Origin of the sequence: Microbacterium sp. XT11 (genome assembly GCF_001513675.1) — a bacterium.
Taxonomy (GTDB): Bacteria; Actinomycetota; Actinomycetes; order Actinomycetales; family Microbacteriaceae; genus Microbacterium.
Genome location: NZ_CP013859.1, coordinates 1,752,943 through 1,768,647, shown reverse-complemented (window position 1 = coordinate 1,768,647; position 15,705 = coordinate 1,752,943). Strand labels below are relative to the sequence as shown.

Here is a 15,705-nt window from a genome sequence, read left to right as displayed (position 1 = left end):
TGCCTGAGCGCACCACGGTCCGCGCGCGTCAGCGGTCGTCGCGCGGACGGTGGCGTGCCGACCACGCCGCGAACGCCGAGGCCACGGCGCCGGCCGCCTGGTCGAGAGCTTCCGCCGACTTGGCCAGCACGTCCTGCGCGGCGTCCTGCCATGCGCTCGACGGCGCCTCGCCGGCGAGCACTCTCGCGCGGTGCTCAGCCTCGTCGAGCGCGCGCTCGAGATCGGCGACCGCGTCACGATACGCGGAGTACGCCGCAGGGGTCGCATCATGCTCGACCGCGCGCCGCAGCTCGTTCGCCCGTGCCGCGGCGCGCAGGTATGCCGCCGTGGCCGGCTGCCGCACGTCTGTCATCGCCGGATAGGCCAGCTGCAGGGCGGCATCCGTCTCGTACCGCATCCACCGCGACGTGATCGCGTCATGCGTGGCGCGAAGACGGTCGAGCGGGCGCGGTGCGGATGCGGCCGGAAGGGCTGCGCGCTCTGCGCTCAGCCGCAGATGCTTCGCCTTCACATCGGCATGCGCTGCGCGCAGCTCCCGCTCGCGGTCACGGAGCATCCGCTTCGCCGCTGCCACGTGCTCGGCTCCGGCGCGCCGCGCTCCGCGCTCCGCCACGGCGCGGGCGTGCTCGGCGCGAGCCACCTTGAGCGCCAGGCGCCGCTGCGTCACCTCCTGCTGCGAGGCGCGCAGATCGTGCAGCGCCGCGTCGACTGCGAGACGACGCCCCGACCGCCTGGCGCGGCGGCGCACTCCCGCGGCGCCCAGCGCACCCGCTGCGCCCGCGGCCGCGACGGCGGGGGCCGCCCACCACCACTCCACGAGGATCAGCACCGGGTCCATGACTCGATGCTACCCAGCACCGGCGCAGGCCGCCTCTGCCGACCGATCGGACGGCACAGGTCAGACCAGCGTCTCCTGCCACGCGGCGTGGAGCTGCGCGAACTTGCCCGTGCCGCCGATCAGCGCGTCCGGGGTGTCGTCCTCGATGATGCGGCCGTGCTCCATCACCAGCACACGGTCGGCGATCGCCACCGTCGAGAGACGGTGCGCGATGATGATCGCGGTCCGGTCCTTGAGCAGCGTCTGCAGCGCATCCTGGATCAGCCGTTCGGAGGGGATGTCGAGCGACGCCGTCGCTTCGTCGAGGATCAGCACCGACGGGTCGGCGAGGAACGCCCTGGCGAAGGAGATCAGCTGTCGCTGCCCCGCCGACACCCGGCCGCCGCGCTTGTTCACGTCGGTGTTGTAGCCGTCGGGGAGAGACTCGATGAACGCATCCGCACCGACCGCGCGCGCAGCGGCACGGATCTCGTCGAGCGTCGCATCGGGCTTGCCCAGCGCGATGTTGTCGGCGACGGTCCCGCTGAAGAGGTACGCCTCCTGCGTGACCATGACGATCGCGCGCCGGAGGTCCTTCGGATGCAGGTCGCGCAGATCGACGCCGTCGAGCGTCACGCGCCCCTCGGTGGGGTCGTAGAACCGCGAGATGAGCTTCGCCAGCGTGGACTTGCCCGCCCCGGTCGTGCCCACCAGCGCGATGGTCTGACCAGCGGGGATGTCGAGTGAGAAGTTCGGCAGGATCGTCTTCTCGCCGTTGTAGCCGAACGTGACCTCGTCGAACCGCACGTGGCCGCGCGACTCCCACAGGTCGACCGGCTTCTCGGGGTCGGGCACGGTCGGCTGCTCCTCGAGAACGCCGGACACCTTCTCCAGAGCCGCAGTGGCGGACTGGTAGGAGTTGAGGAACATGGCGATCTCCTGCATGGGCGCGAAGAAGTTGCGCACGTACAGCACGGCCGACAGCAGCACGCCGACGCTGAGTGCACCGGTCGACACCCGGATGCCGCCCCACAGCACGACGAGGCCGAGCGTCAGCGCGGCGACGCCCATGAGGCCGGGCTCGAAGGTTCCGAACAGCAGCATCGAGCGGCGGTTGATGTCGCGGTACTCCCCCGCGACCTTCTGGAAGGCGACGTCGTTGCGCGGCTCCTTGCGGAACGCCTTGACGGCGCGGATGCCGGTCATGGTCTCGACGAACTGGACGATCACCTTGGCGCTGATGACGCGGGACTCCCGGTAGACCAGCTGCGAGCGTGTGTAGAACCACCGCATGAGCAGGAACAGCGGGATGCCGGCGAGCGCGAGGATCACACCCGACTGCCAGTCCCACACGCAGAGCGCGATGAAGGTGAAGACGCCGAACAGCACACCGGAGACGAGCTCGTTGAGCCCTCCGTCGAGCAGCTCCTTGATGGAGTCGAGGTCGCTCGTCTGACGCGAGATGATGCGGCCGGACGTGTACGACTCGTGGAACTCGAGGCTCAGGCGCTGCGTGTGCAGGAAGATCCTCTTGCGCAGATCGAGCAGCACCGCCTGGGTGATGCGGGCCGCGATCATGACGTACCACGCGATGAGCGCGGCCGCAGCGGCTCCGGCGAAGAGGTAGATGAAGCCGACGAGCACCGTCGGCATCCAGTCCGCCTCGTTCAGCACCGCGGGCAGCGCGCGGTCGAGGCCGATGCTGATGAGGATCGGCCCTGCGACCTGCAGTCCGGTCGAGAGGACCAGCACGACGGCGGCCAGGACGATCTGCGGACGCAGCGGCCGGATGAGCGAGCCGAGCAGCCGCAGGGAGCGCTGGCGGATCGCCCGGCTCTCCTCCTTGGTGTAGCGGGAGCGGTCCTCGTCCTGCGTCCCCGTGATGGCGGAGCTCATGCCTGCACCTCCTTCTCGGTCAGGTAGTCGTCGTCGCGGGCGGCCTCCTCGCGGATGCCGTCTCTGACGGTGTCTTCGATCTCCTCCGCGCTGTCGCGGATGATCGGGATCGCGCCGGTGCGCGCGGCCTCCTCCGCTTCGAGGCTGGAGATCACATGCCGGTAGTGGCGGCTGGTCTTCAGCAGCTCGGCGTGGGTCCCGACCGCCGTGATGCGCCCGCCCTCCAGCAGCGCCACACGGTCTGCCAGCGCGACGGTCGACGGACGGTGCGCCACGATCAGCGCGGTGGTGTCGGCGAGCACATGTCGCAGCGCCTCTTCGACGAGCGCCTCGGTGTCGACGTCGAGTGCCGACAGCGGGTCGTCGAGCACGAGCACCTTGGGCTTCGCGGCGACGGCCCGTGCCAGGGCGAGCCGCTGACGCTGGCCGCCCGAGAGGCTCAGCCCCTCTTCGCCGATGATCGTCTCGGTCCCCTCGGGGAGCTGGTCGACGAACGACGCCTGCGCGACCTCGAGGGCCTCGCGAAGCACCCGCTCGGCCTCGTCGCTGTGCAGGTCGAGATCGGCACGGCCCAGCAGCACGTTCTCGCGCACCGAGGCCGAGAACAGAGTCGCGTCTTCGAAGGCCATCGCGATGTGCTGCCGCAGCTCGGCCAGCGGCAGGTCGCGCACGTCGACGCCGTCGAGCGTGACCCGCCCGCCGGTCACGTCGTAGAGGCGCGTGGGCAGAGTCGTCAGCGTGGTCTTGCCCGAACCGGTCAGCCCCACCAGCGCCATGGTCTCGCCTGGCCGCAGCACGAGGTCGATGCCGTCCAGCAGGTCGCGTTCGTGCGCTCCCGCATCCTGGTAGCGGAAGTGCGCGCCCTCGAAGGCGAGCTCGCCCTTCGGGTCGGCGATGTGCACGGGGTTCTCCGGGTCGGTGATGGTGTTCGTCTCCGAGAAGATGTCGAACACGCGGTCGGTCGCCGTGCGTGCGTCGAGCATGAACGAGAAGAGGAACCCGATCGACTCGATCGGCCACCGCAGCACCACGGCCATCGCGAAGAACGCGAACAGCTCCGGCACCTCGATCGCGCCCTGCGAGATGAGCCAGATGCCCGACATCAAGCTGAGGCCGAAGGCGATCTGCGGCATGAGGTCGAGCCAGAACCAGATCGACGCGACGGCCGCGGCCTTGCTCATCTCGGTCTCGCGCAGCGTCTCGGCCTGCCTGCTGAACCGTCTGAGAGCGTGCTTGCCGCGGCCGAAGGCCTTGAGCACGCGGATGCCGTGCACGCTCTCCTCCACGCTGGTGGCGAGGTCACCTGCCTGGTCCTGGCTGCGCCGGGTGAGCGCGCCGTAGCGCTTCTCGAAGAGGTAGCCGCGGATCCACAGCGGCACCGCCGTGACGAGGAAGATCGTGCCAAGGAGCCAGTGCCAGCGGAACAGCAGCACGGAGCCGATGATGATCGTGAGGATGTTGACCACGAGCAGCACGAGGCCGAACGCGAGCCACCGGCGGATGAGGCCGATGTCCTGCATCATGCGGCTGAGCAGCTGGCCGGACTGCCACCGGTCGTGGAAGGCGACCGGAAGGGTCTGCAGCCGCGAATAGAGGTCGGTGCGCATGCGGTACTCGACCTCGGTGGCCGGGTTCAGCACGAACTGACGGCGCAGCCACACCATCAGGGCCTCACCGATCGCGAGTCCGAACACGGCGACGGCGCCCCACGCGATGGCGCCGGGCTCGCCCGACTGCACCGGTCCGCGGATGATCTGCTCGAGCACGATCGGGATCATCAGGGCGATGAGGGCTGCCGCGAGCGCGCTGGCCGCGCCGCCCGCGAGACGCCAGACGACCGGCCTGACGAAGGGCTTGAGACGCCACAGCGCCGCGGGAGTGGAGAGGGAGGACGACGCGGAGGCGTTGTGCGATGAGGGCGAGGAAGACATGTCTCTCAGACGAGTTTCGTATGGAAAGCGGTTGCTGAAGGGCGGATGCCGAAAGGCTCGGAGAGCGCGGCATCCGATGCGGAGCGGCGGCGGTGCTAGCGGAGCGGGCGCGCCGTGGTCGAGCCGGGAGCTGCGATCTGCGCGACGGAGATCGTGGTCATGGTGTCCTCCTCAGGGCTCGGCGGTGTCGACCGGTCGGCGCGACAGCCCTCCAGCCTATTCCTGTGAACCAGCTGAGCGCAAGAACAATTCCCGGTCAGCCGAGCGGATCGGCCAGCAGCGGCGCGAACGCGGCCTCGGCGGCACCGATGAGCAGACGGTCGGCACCCAGAGCCGCCGATCGGATGCGCAACCGCTCGGCGGGCGCGGCCAGCGCGCGTGCGCGCACCGCTCGGTCGAAGCCCTCCGGATCATGATCCAGGAGGATCGCGAGGAACCCTCCGAGCACGATCATCGACGGGTTGAGCACATCGACCGCGTTCGAGAGGGTGGCGCTGAGCACACGACGCTGACGCTCGATCTCCGCGACGGCCTCCTCGCCCTCGGCTGCCGCGAGCGCGGCGGCGAGCGCAGCGTCGTCACCCGACTCGAGCCCGGCCGCGGCCAGCAGGCGCGACCTGTTCACCTCGTCCTCCAGCACGCCGCCCGCCACGAGGCGGTCCTCCGGGCGCAGCACGCTGGGCGAGGTCTGCCCCCACTCGCCCGCGTAGCCGTCGGCTCCGGCCAGCGGTATGCCGTGCACGATCGCACCGCCGCCGATGCCCGACGCGCCGCCGTTGAGGTACACGACGTCGGCATGGTCGCGGGCGACGCCGAAGAGACGTTCGGCCCTGGCGCCGAGGGTCGCATCGTTGTCCACGACGACAGGGAGACCCGTCGCCCTGGCGAGCGGCGCGGCCACGTCCTCCTCCTCCCACCCCAGGTGCGGGGCGAGGCGCACCACGCCGTCGGCGGCGCGCACGAGACCGGGCACCGCCACGCCGATGCCGACGATGCGGCATCCGTCCAGCTGTGCGCTCCGCCACGTGGTGAGGATCTCGGTGACGATGCGCACGACGTCGTCGACGCTCACGGAACCGGGCGCGTCGACGCGCGCCCGCTCGCGCACGACCCCGCCCAGCGTCACCGCGCCCACTTCGATGGCGTCGACCTCGGGGTTCACCGCGATCGCGACGACGTCGTCACCGGCCACGACGATCGGAGACGGCCGCCCGACCTTGCGCGTGACGTCGGGCTCGCGCTCCTCGACGAGACCCGCCTCCACGAGGTCGGCCACGAGCGCCGAGACCGTCGAGCGGTTCAGCCCGGTCTCGGCGGTGATCACGGCACGGGAACGCGGCCCCTCGTGGTGCACGAGGCGCAGCACCTCTCCGAGATTGGTGCGGCGCACCTCCTCGACACGGGTGGCGCGTTCGTTCATGCGGGTCTCACTTCTCTCGAGCGTGCTCTCAGGCTATCGACCGGAGGACGGAGAACCCGAAGGCTCGTACGCGAACCGGACGATGCGCACGAGCCCCCGCGGCTGCGCACCGCTGCTCGTCGCATGGATGCCGAGCCACAGCCCGAGGAACCCTCCGGTCGCCGCGGAGTCCAGCGACCGGACGTCGACGCAGGCCCGCACCTCGTCGGCGACCGACATCGTGCACTCGCTCCCGCGCATGCGGAGCGTCAGACCGACCTCTCCCGCTGAGGCGATCCGTGCGCTCGCGAGCCGGCCGGCCGCGCCCGCCCGTCGATGCGTGATCGCGGCAAGCAGCTCGCCCCCGCTGCGCGTCACGGATGCGAACACGTGATCGCGCTCCGACTGCCGCACGACGAGCCCTGCCGTCTCCCCGTCGGCCAGTTCGGTCACGTCGAGCACGCACCGCAGGTCGACGTCACGGTGCTGCAGGCGGATGCCGAGGAAGGCGATGGCCACCGGGTCGGCGAGGGTTCCCGACCTCGTCGGCATCCGCCAGCCGTCGGCTTCCGGAGCCGCGATCTCGTAGGGCTGCGCACGCAGCGCGGTCCACCGCGCGTCGCCGGGCGGGACGTCGCCGGCTCGGGCGCCGTCGGGCTGCCAGCTCCCGGGCCGGGGCGGGTCTCCCGCGATCGGGGTGTGCACCGCACGAGGCAGGCGGCCCTCACCCGGCGCGAAGACGGGCCACCCGTTCTCCCAGGCCACAGGGCACAGGAACGTCTCGCGGCCGAGGGGATGATGCACGCCGTCCGCGGTGCGCATCGCGAGCATCACTGACCACCACGAACCGTCCGGCGCACGCACGAGGTCGGCATGCCCCGCTCCGATCACGGTGCTCGACCGCCCGAGCTGGCGGTGCGTGAACACCGGATTCGCCGGGCTGCCCTCGTACGGCCCGGTCACGTGCGCGGCCCGCGCGACGCTGACGGCGTGGTGGAAGCCCGTCCCGCCCTCGGCGGCCACGAGGTACCAGCGCCCGTCGATGCGGTACAGGTGCGGCCCCTCGGCCCAGATCGCCCCCTGCACGGCCCCGCGCCAGATCACGGTCTCGGCACCGATCAGGGCCTTCGCCTCCGGCGAGTACTCCCGCACCCACACCTCCGTCTGCTGCGGCCACTCCGGAGCACGAGCGGGTCGAGTGCCGTGCAGCCACATACGACCGTCGTCGTCGAACGCGAGCGACGGGTCGATGCCGTCTGCGTCCAGCGGGATCGGCTCGCTCCACGGACCTGCCGGGTCGGTCGCCGTGACGAGGAAGTTCCCGCCTCGATCAGGGCGCTCCTGGTCGACCAGAGTGCAGACCACCCAGAACAGTCCGTGACCGTGTCGGATGGTCGGAGCGTAGAGACCGCCCGATGACGCGATGCCGTCGAGATCGAGCATCCCCGGGCGATCGATGACGTGCCCGACGGTCTCCCAGCAGGCCAGGTCGCGCGAGCGCATCACCGGAATGCCGGGGAAGTACTCGAACGTCGAGCAGACCAGGTAGAACCACTCGCCGACCCGGCAGATCGACGGATCCGGGTAGCAGCCTGGCAGCACCGGATTGGCGAGCTCGCTCACGCGATTGTCGTCGTGACGATGCGGCCATCGTCCGGCCCCACCTCGTGCCTCGCGCCGGTCAGCAGCAGCGTCCGCCGCGCCGTCGCGGCGCCAGGGAGAGCGAGCGGGCGCCTCGTCCGCTCGTTGCTGATGGCGCCCCCCGTGGCGTCGGCGAGGTCGGCCGCCGGCTGGGCGGCGTGCGCGTGCGACGCCGCCCATACCTGCACCTCGCCCGGTTCGACGACGCGCCGGAGCTCGCGATCGCTGAACGCGAATCGCGCGGCCGGGACGTCGAAGCGCACGGTGCGGCTCTCCCCCGCGTCGAGCTCGACGCGCGCGTACCCCAGCAGCTGCGCCACCGGACGTGTCACCGACGCCACCGGGTCGCGGCCGTACAGCTGCACGACCTCGGCGCCGGCGCGACGGCCGGTGTTGGTCACGGTCACGGACGCCGTGAAACGGCCGCTGGTCGTCGCCTGCGGGTCGAGCTCGAAGGCGCCGTAGTCGAACGAGGTGTACGACAGCCCGAAGCCGAACGGCCGCAGCGGAGTCGGGTCCGTCGATGTCACGTCCGACGGTCCGCCCAGCAGCGGATGGAGATAGGAGTACGGCTGAGCACCGGCGGAGCGGGGCAGGCTCACCGGAAGACGGCCCGACGGCGATACCACACCGGTGAGCACGTCGACGATCGCAGGGCCGCCCTCCTCTCCGGGGAAGAACGACTGCAGCACCGCCGCGGGTGCGGCATCCCCCTCGAGCGCCCAGGCGATGGCGTAGGGCCGCCCGGTGAGCAGCACCATGACGACGGGGGTGCCGGTGGCTACCAGGCGCTCCACGAGCTCGCGCTGCATGCCGGGAAGGTCGAGGGTCTCCACGTCGTTGCCCTCGCCGACCGTGCCGCGACCGAACAGGCCGGCCTGATCACCCACGACGACGATCGCCACGTCGGCCGCCGCCGCGATCCGCTCCGCCTCGTCGAACCCGGATCGGTCAGCGCCCTCCACTGCGCATCCGGGCGCATAGGCGATCTCGACCTCCGGCAAGGCCGACTCCAGCGCCTCGCGCACGGTGGGGATCGCGAACCCGGTCTCGACGTCGGGGTGGTGGGCCAGCACGTGATTGGCGAACGAGTAGCACCCCTGCAGCGCGTCGGAGCGATCGGCGTTCGGCCCGATCAGGGCGACGCGGCGAGCGGATGCCGCGAGGGGCAGCACCCCCGCGTTCGACAGCAGCACGATCGATTCGCCCGCCAGCCTCCGCGCGACGTCGCGGTGCCGCGGCGTGTCGAGGTCGATGTGCGATGGCGGCTCCCCGTCGAAGGCGTCGTCGTCGAGCAATCCGAGCTCCTCCTTCTGCGACAGCACCCGGATGACGGCCCGGTCGAGGTAGGCCTCGTCGAGATCACCGGCGCGCACGCGCTCCACGAGCGGCGCGAGGTACGCGTCTCCGGAAGGGAGCTCGACGTCGATGCCCGCCGTCAGCGCGAGGGCTGCCGCCTCGCCCCGGTCTGCGGCGACGGCGTGCATGACCTCGAGGAAGGCCACGGCGAAGTAGTCGGCGACGACGACGCCGTCGAACCCGAGCCGCTCGCGGAGCAGCGTCGTCAGCAGCCCCGGATCGGATGCCACCGGGACGCCGTCGATCTCGGCGTAGCTGTTCATCACGCTTCGGACGCCGCCGTCGCGGATGGCCATCTCGAACGGCGGCAGGAACACGTCGGCGACCTCGCGCGGCCCGGCGGACACCGGAGCGTGGTTGCGGCCGGCGCGCGATCCGGAGTACCCGAGGAAGTGCTTGAGCGTGGCGTGCACGCCCGACGACTGCAAGCCCCGCACATAGGCCGTCCCCACCGTGCCGACGAGGTACGGGTCTTCGCCGATGCACTCGTCCACGCGACCCCAGCGGGGGTCGCGCACCACGTCGAGCACGGGCGCCAGACCCTGGTGGATCCCCAGCTCTCGCATCGACTCGCCGATCAGCGCGCCCATCTCGGCGACGAGGTCGGGGTCGAAGCTCGCCCCCCACGCGAGCGGTGTCGGGAAGGTCGCCGCCTTCCACGCGGCCAGACCGGTGAGGCACTCCTCGTGCACGATCGCCGGTATGCCGAGCCGCGTCTCGCGCTGCAGACGACGTTGCTCTCCGTGGAGCCACGCCGCGCGCTCGACAGGGTCGACGGGACGCGTGCCGTACACGCGCGTGTAGTGGCCGATGCCGTGCCGGGTGATCTCGGCGAGCGTCCGGCCGCCGTCCGCCGACGCCATCTCGTTCTGCATGGGGGCGACGACCTCGCCGCCCTGATCGAGCCAGTAGCCGACGAGCTGGGCGGCCTTCTCCTCCAGGGTCATGCCGTCGAGCAGGGCGCGGACGCGCGCGCCGGCACGGGGGAACGCAGGGATGTGCGAGGTCATGGTGTCTCCAGGACGAGCCGGGCGTCAGCCCTTGACGGCGCCCGTCAGCCCGCCGACGATGCGGCGTTCGAACAGGCTGAAGAAGATGAGGGCGGGGAGCATCGACAGCGAGGTGTAGGCGAGCACCCTGGCGGTGTCGACCGAGTACTGCGAGGCGAAGTTCTGCACGCCCAGCGGCAGGGTGAACAGCGACGGATCGTTGAGGATGAACAGCGGCAGCATGTAGCCGTTCCACGCGCCGACGAACGCGAGGATGCCGGTCGTGATCACCCCCGGCATGCTCAGCGGGATGACCATGCGCCAGAAGAAGCCGAGCCTCGACGCGCCGTCGATCGACGCCGCCTCCTCGAGCTCCTTGGGGATAGCCCGAAGGAAGGGGACCAGGATGATGATGGTGGTGGGCAGCGCGAACGCGATCTGCGGCAGGATGATGCCGGCCAGGCTGTTGACGAGCCCCAGACTGCGGATGAGCAGGTAGAGAGGCGTGATGGCCACCGTCACCGGGAACATGAGGCCTGCGGCGAACAGCGAGTACATGACTCCCCTGCCCGTGAAGTCGTACCGCGCGAGGACGTAGCTCACCATGACGCCCAGCACGACGGCGCCGACCGTCGTGCCGACCGCGGAGATGGTCGAGTTGAGCATCGCCGTCCAGAACTCCGACCCGGCGAGCACGTCGCCGTAGTTCGCCACGACCCACGGCGCGGGCAGCCCCGAGGGGTCTGCGGTGATCTGCGAGCTCGTGCGGAAGCCGCCGACGATGATGTAGAGCACCGGGGTGATGCAGACGGTGATGAGCACGAGGGCCAGGAGGTACACCCCGGGGCTCCCCCAGCGCACGGCCGGCGCGCGGCGCTTGCCGCGGCGGCCGATCGCCTGGATCGCGACGGAGGTCTGAAAACTGTCGGTGGTCACTTGCGGCCCCTTCCGCTGTCGCCCGTGAGCGCGCCCTCGGTGTCGCGGCGCAGCACGAAGCGCTGGTAGACGAGGGCGACGACGAGCGAGATCAGGAACAGCATCACGGCGACGGCGTTGCCGTAGCCGTAGCTGCCGGCGAGATGCCCGTTCTGGTACATGTACGTGGCCATCGTGGAGGTGCCCGCTGTCGCGGAGATGTACTGGCCCCACACGATGTTGACGAGATCGAAGAGCTGCAGCGATCCGATGATCGACAAGAAGGCCCAGATGCGGATCGTCGGGCCGAGCAGCGGCAGCGTGATGCTCCACTGCGTCTTCCAGAAACCCGCGCCGTCGATCGCCGCCGCTTCGTAGAGCTCGTCGGGGATGGACTGCATGCCCGCGAGCATCAGGATGACGGCGAAGCCGATGTACTTCCACGTGATGATGACCATGAGCGAGGTCATCGCGATGGACGGGTCGGCGAGCCACGAGTGCTGCAGCCCCTCGAGTCCCCATTTCGCCAGCAGCGAGTTCAGCGCGCCGGTGTCTTGGAGCATGAGGCTCCAGCCGGTTCCCACGACGACCTCGGAGATCACATAGGGGGTGAAGATGAGGACGCGGATGAGCGAGCGCCCGCGGATCTTCTGGTTCAGCAGCAGGGCGAACAGGATCGCGATCGGCCCCTGCACCACCAGCGACAGCACGACGATGGTGGCGTTGTGCAGCACGGCGTCCCGGAACGCGGCATCCTGCCACATGAGGGTGTAGTTGCCGAGACCGACGAACTCGGTCGGCCAGCCGAAGCCGTTCCATTTGAAGAATCCGTAGAACGCGGCCATCGCCACCGGCAGGATGACGAAGCCGAGGAAGACCAGCAGCGCGGGGCCGGAGAGGAGCGCGATCTCACCGCGCTTGCGCCAGTCCGCTCGTCGCGCGCGGCGCCCCGCCGGGGACGGCGCTCGGCCGCCCCCGGCGGGGATGCTCCTCTCAGGCACCGGCGTGCTCATCAGCGCCCTGGTGTCTGTCATGGCCGGACTCAGCCGCGGGCCGCGGCAGCCGTGACGGCCTCGACGAGCTTCTCCGGCGTGCCCTGGCCCGCGAGCATCTCCACGACGCTCGTGTTGAGCGCGTTGCCGACGTTCTGGCCGAGCGCCGTGTCGAGCCACAGCGACACGTACGGCGCCTTCTGGTACGCCTCCATCAGCGGGATGAGCGACGGGTCGGTGACGGCGCCGGTCGCGTCCTGCGACGCGGGGATGGTCTGGAACGCCTCGGCGTACTTCTCCTGCCACTCCTTCGACGAGACGAAGTTCAAGAAATCCTCGCAGGCGGCGGGTGCGTCGGCTGCGCACGAGTAGCCGTCGACGCCGCCCATCATGGCCCCGGGCTCGCCGTCACCGCCGGACACCTCCGGGAAGGGGAACCAGCCGAGGTCGGGCAGCGGCTTCTCGTCGGGGGTGAGGCTCGCGATCACGCCGACATCCCACGCCCCCATGAGCTCCATGGCCGCCTGGTGGTTCGCCACGAGACCGGCCGAGGAGTTGGCGCCCTCCTGCGCGGACGTCGTGAGGAAGCCCGCGTTGAACGGCTCGGTCGACGCGAAGTCCGCGAGCGACTGCGCGGCGTCGAGCCAGCATCCGTCGCTGAAGTCCGGCTGCGTCGCGAGGTTCTCGATGACGTCCTGCCCGCACGCCCGGACGGCGAAGAAGTAGTACCAGTGCGCGGCGGGCCATGCGTCCTTCGCGCCGAGCGCGATGGGCTGGATGCCGGCAGCCTTGAGCTTCTCGACCGCAGCCTCGAGCTCGTCCAGCGTCGTCGGCTCCTCCGTGATGCCGGCCTGGGCGAAGAGGTCCTTGCTGTAGAAGATGCCGCCGGGCAGCACGGCGGACGGCATGCCGTAGATCTTCCCGTCGACGGTGAACGCGCTGAAGGGGGCGTCACCCAGGGCCTTCTTCACGTCGTCGTCGATGAGGTCGGTGAGGTCCTTCACCTTGCCTGCGGCGACGATGTCGGCGAGTTTGCCGCCGCCGCGCGCCATGAAGATGTCGGGCATGTCGCCGGAGTTGACGGCGGTCTGCAGCTTGCCGTCCATGTCCTCGTTCTGCACGGACGTGACGGTGATGCTGACGTCGGGATTCTCCTTCTCGAAGGCTGCCGCAGCATCCTCCCAGTACGCCTTGCCGGGGCCCGTCGTCGAATTGTGCCACATCGTCAGCGATGCGGAACCTCCCTCGTCGGCCCCTCCACCCGCGGAACAGCCGCTGAGGCCGAGTGCTCCCAGCGTCGCGACAGCAGCCGCGGCGGTCAGTGCCTTGCGCATTCTCATGCGTTTCTCCTCTTCATCGAGTACGTGTGCGCATTTGTTGCCAACCACACCTAATGCGCCGGTGCCCACTCTTGCACCCGTCGAGCGCCATGTCAAACGATATCGATAACGTTTTCTCAGCGACTAGGCTGTCTGCATGGCCGGTCGCATCACCATCACCGACGTCGCACGCACCGCAGGGGTGTCCGTCGCCACCGTCTCGAAGGCGATCAACGGGCGCGACGGGCTCGCGCCGGCGACCGTCCAGCGCGTGCTCGACGTGGTGCACGAGCTCGGATACGAGAGCTCCCTCGTCGCGACCTCGATGCGCCGTCGCCGGAGCCACGTGATCGGCGTCCTCGTCGCCGAGTTCGAGCCCTTCGCGCTGCAGCTCCTGCGCGGGGTGTCCACCGCGCTCGAGGGGACCGAGTACGACATCCTCGCGTACGCTGGCACGGTCTCGCGCGGCGAGCACGTCGACTGGGAACGACGCTCTCTTTCGAGGCTCGGCGGAACCCTCATCGACGGCGCCATCCTCGTGACGCCGACCTCGGCGGCGCCGCAGTCGCCCGTGCCGATCGTCGCCGTCGACCCGCACACCGGTCCGAGCGAATCGACGACGGTCAGCGCCGACAGCCTCGCCGGGGGCCGCGCCGCCACGGAACACCTGATCGCGCTCGGACACCGCCGCATCGCGCACCTTCGCGGCCGGGTCGACCTCGAATCCGCACAGCTGCGCGAACAGGGCTACCGCGAAGCACTCGCCGCGGCAGGCATCCCCGTCGATGAATCGCTCATCGCCGACGGCGGCTACCGAGAGCCCGACTCCACAGCCGGCGCCCGCGCACTCCTCGCGCTGCCGCAGCGCCCCACCGCCGTCTTCGCCGCCAACGACCTGTCCGCGATCGAGATGATGCGGGTGGCACGAGCGCACGGGCTCCGCGTACCGCACGACCTGTCGGTCGTCGGGTTCGACGACATCCCGGATGCCGCATCCCACTCCCCCGCCCTGACGACCATCCGCCAGCCCTTGCCGGAGATGGGCGCGGCCGCCGTGCGGATGCTCCTCGCCATGCTCGAGGGCCATCCGGCCGAGAGCGTGCGGATGCCGGCCGAGCTCGTCGTGCGCGAGTCCACGTCCGTTCCCGTACGGTGAGCACCGCCGCAGCGACGGCGCCGCGCCGTTGCGCGCAGGCCTCCGGCTTGATATGTTCTCAAGCACAACATTTCTCGACGGCGCGAAAGCGAGCTCTTCCATGACCCTCACCCCCACCAAGGACGACAAGTTCTCCTTCGGCCTGTGGACGATCGGCTACAACGGCACCGACCCGTTCGGCGGCCCCACCCGTCCTGCTCTCGACGTGGTGCACGCGGTGGAGAAGCTCGCCGAGCTCGGGGCATACGGCCTCACTTTCCACGACGACGACCTCTTCGCCTTCGGCTCCTCCAACGCCGAGCGCCAGAGCCAGATCGAACGACTCAAGGGCGCTCTCGCCGACACCGGCCTGGTCGTGCCCATGGTCACCACGAACCTCTTCAGCGCCCCCGTCTTCAAGGACGGCGGATTCACCTCCAACGACAGGGCGGTCCGCCGCTATGCGCTGCGCAAGGTCTTCCGGCAGCTCGACCTCGGTGCGGAGCTCGGAGCCAAGACCTTCGTCATGTGGGGCGGACGCGAGGGCGCCGAGTACGACTCGGCGAAGGACATCCGCGCGGCCCTCGAACGCTACCGCGAAGCCGTGAACCTGCTCGGCGATTACGTCACGGACAAGGGATACGACATCCGCTTCGCGATCGAGCCCAAGCCCAACGAGCCGCGCGGCGACATCCTGCTGCCGACCCTCGGCCACGCGATCGCCTTCATCGAGTCGCTCGAGCGTCCGGAGCTGGTGGGTCTGAACCCCGAAGTCGGCCACGAGCAGATGGCCGGACTGAACTTCGCGGCCGGCATCGCGCAGGCGCTGTACCACGGCAAGCTCTTCCACATCGACCTCAACGGCCAGCGCGGGATCAAGTACGACCAGGATCTCGTGTTCGGTCACGGCGACCTGCACAACGCGTTCGCGCTCGTCGACCTGCTGGAGAACGGCGGACCCGGTGGCGTGCCGGCCTACGACGGACCGCGCCACTTCGACTACAAGCCGAGCCGCACGGAGGACGAGGACGGCGTGTGGGCTTCTGCCGCCGCCAACATGCGCACCTACCTGCTCCTGAAGGAGCGCGCCGCGGCCTTCCGCGCCGACCCCGAGGTGCAGGAGGCCCTCGCCGCAGCGCGGGTCGACGAGCTGTCCGTGCCCACCCTGGGCGAGGGCGAGACGTACGAGGACTTCCTCGCCGACCGCTCGTCGTACGAGGACTTCGACCCCAACGCCTACTTCGGCGGCAAGGGCTTCGGCTTCGTGCGGCTGCAGCAGCTCGCGACCGAGCACCTGCTCGGCGCGCGCTGA

At 70.1% G+C, this 15,705-nt stretch carries 11 protein-coding genes; 2 read left to right on the top strand and 9 right to left on the bottom strand.

The window, feature by feature from the left end:
* Positions 1-28: 28 nt before the first annotated feature.
* The 9 genes from AB663_RS08175 to AB663_RS08135 all read right to left on the bottom strand — a co-directional run bounded on the left by AB663_RS08175 (position 29) and on the right by AB663_RS08135 (position 13,279).
* The gene (locus AB663_RS08175; protein WP_067197808.1) at positions 29-838 is read right to left on the bottom strand and encodes a hypothetical protein; all 810 of its coding nucleotides are present in this window, start codon (positions 836-838) and stop codon (positions 29-31) included.
* Positions 839-898: 60 nt separating this feature from the next.
* On the bottom strand, positions 899-2,713 hold the full coding sequence (locus AB663_RS08170) for an ABC transporter ATP-binding protein (protein ID WP_067197806.1): 1,815 nt from the start codon (positions 2,711-2,713) through the stop codon (positions 899-901).
* Positions 2,710-4,644 (bottom strand): ABC transporter ATP-binding protein, encoded by a 1,935-nt coding sequence (locus AB663_RS08165; RefSeq protein ID WP_067197804.1) that lies wholly within the window; start codon positions 4,642-4,644, stop codon positions 2,710-2,712. The genes AB663_RS08170 and AB663_RS08165 overlap by 4 nt, the downstream gene beginning before the upstream one ends.
* A gap of 256 nt (positions 4,645-4,900) precedes the next feature.
* Positions 4,901-6,064 (bottom strand): ROK family transcriptional regulator, encoded by a 1,164-nt coding sequence (locus tag AB663_RS08160; RefSeq protein ID WP_067197802.1) that lies wholly within the window; start codon positions 6,062-6,064, stop codon positions 4,901-4,903.
* A 33-nt stretch (positions 6,065-6,097) separates the two neighbouring features.
* Positions 6,098-7,666 carry a glycoside hydrolase family 43 protein gene (locus AB663_RS08155; protein ID WP_067197800.1) on the bottom strand — a complete coding sequence of 523 codons (1,569 nt, stop codon included), beginning with the start codon at positions 7,664-7,666 and terminating at the stop codon, positions 6,098-6,100.
* Entirely contained in the window at positions 7,663-10,053 is a 2,391-nt protein-coding gene (locus tag AB663_RS08150) for a glycoside hydrolase family 3 N-terminal domain-containing protein (RefSeq protein ID WP_067197798.1), read from the bottom strand. Before AB663_RS08150 ends, AB663_RS08155 begins: the two co-directional genes overlap by 4 nt.
* Positions 10,054-10,077: 24 nt before the next feature.
* Entirely contained in the window at positions 10,078-10,935 is an 858-nt protein-coding gene (locus AB663_RS08145; protein ID WP_232304684.1) for a carbohydrate ABC transporter permease, read from the bottom strand.
* A 29-nt stretch (positions 10,936-10,964) separates the two neighbouring features.
* Positions 10,965-11,981, bottom strand: a complete 1,017-nt coding sequence (locus AB663_RS08140) for a carbohydrate ABC transporter permease (RefSeq protein ID WP_157540984.1) — start codon at positions 11,979-11,981, stop codon at positions 10,965-10,967.
* Between the two features lie 8 nt (positions 11,982-11,989).
* Entirely contained in the window at positions 11,990-13,279 is a 1,290-nt protein-coding gene (locus AB663_RS08135; RefSeq protein ID WP_067197791.1) for an extracellular solute-binding protein, read from the bottom strand.
* Positions 13,280-13,415: 136 nt separating this feature from the next.
* On the opposite strand from AB663_RS08135, the gene AB663_RS08130 reads away from it, so the two are divergent.
* Both AB663_RS08130 and xylA read left to right on the top strand, forming a co-directional pair.
* Positions 13,416-14,414, top strand: a complete 999-nt coding sequence (locus AB663_RS08130; RefSeq protein ID WP_067197790.1) for a LacI family DNA-binding transcriptional regulator — start codon at positions 13,416-13,418, stop codon at positions 14,412-14,414.
* Between the two features lie 100 nt (positions 14,415-14,514).
* Positions 14,515-15,705, top strand: coding sequence for a xylose isomerase (xylA, locus tag AB663_RS08125; RefSeq protein WP_067197788.1), 1,191 nt, complete (start codon positions 14,515-14,517; stop codon positions 15,703-15,705).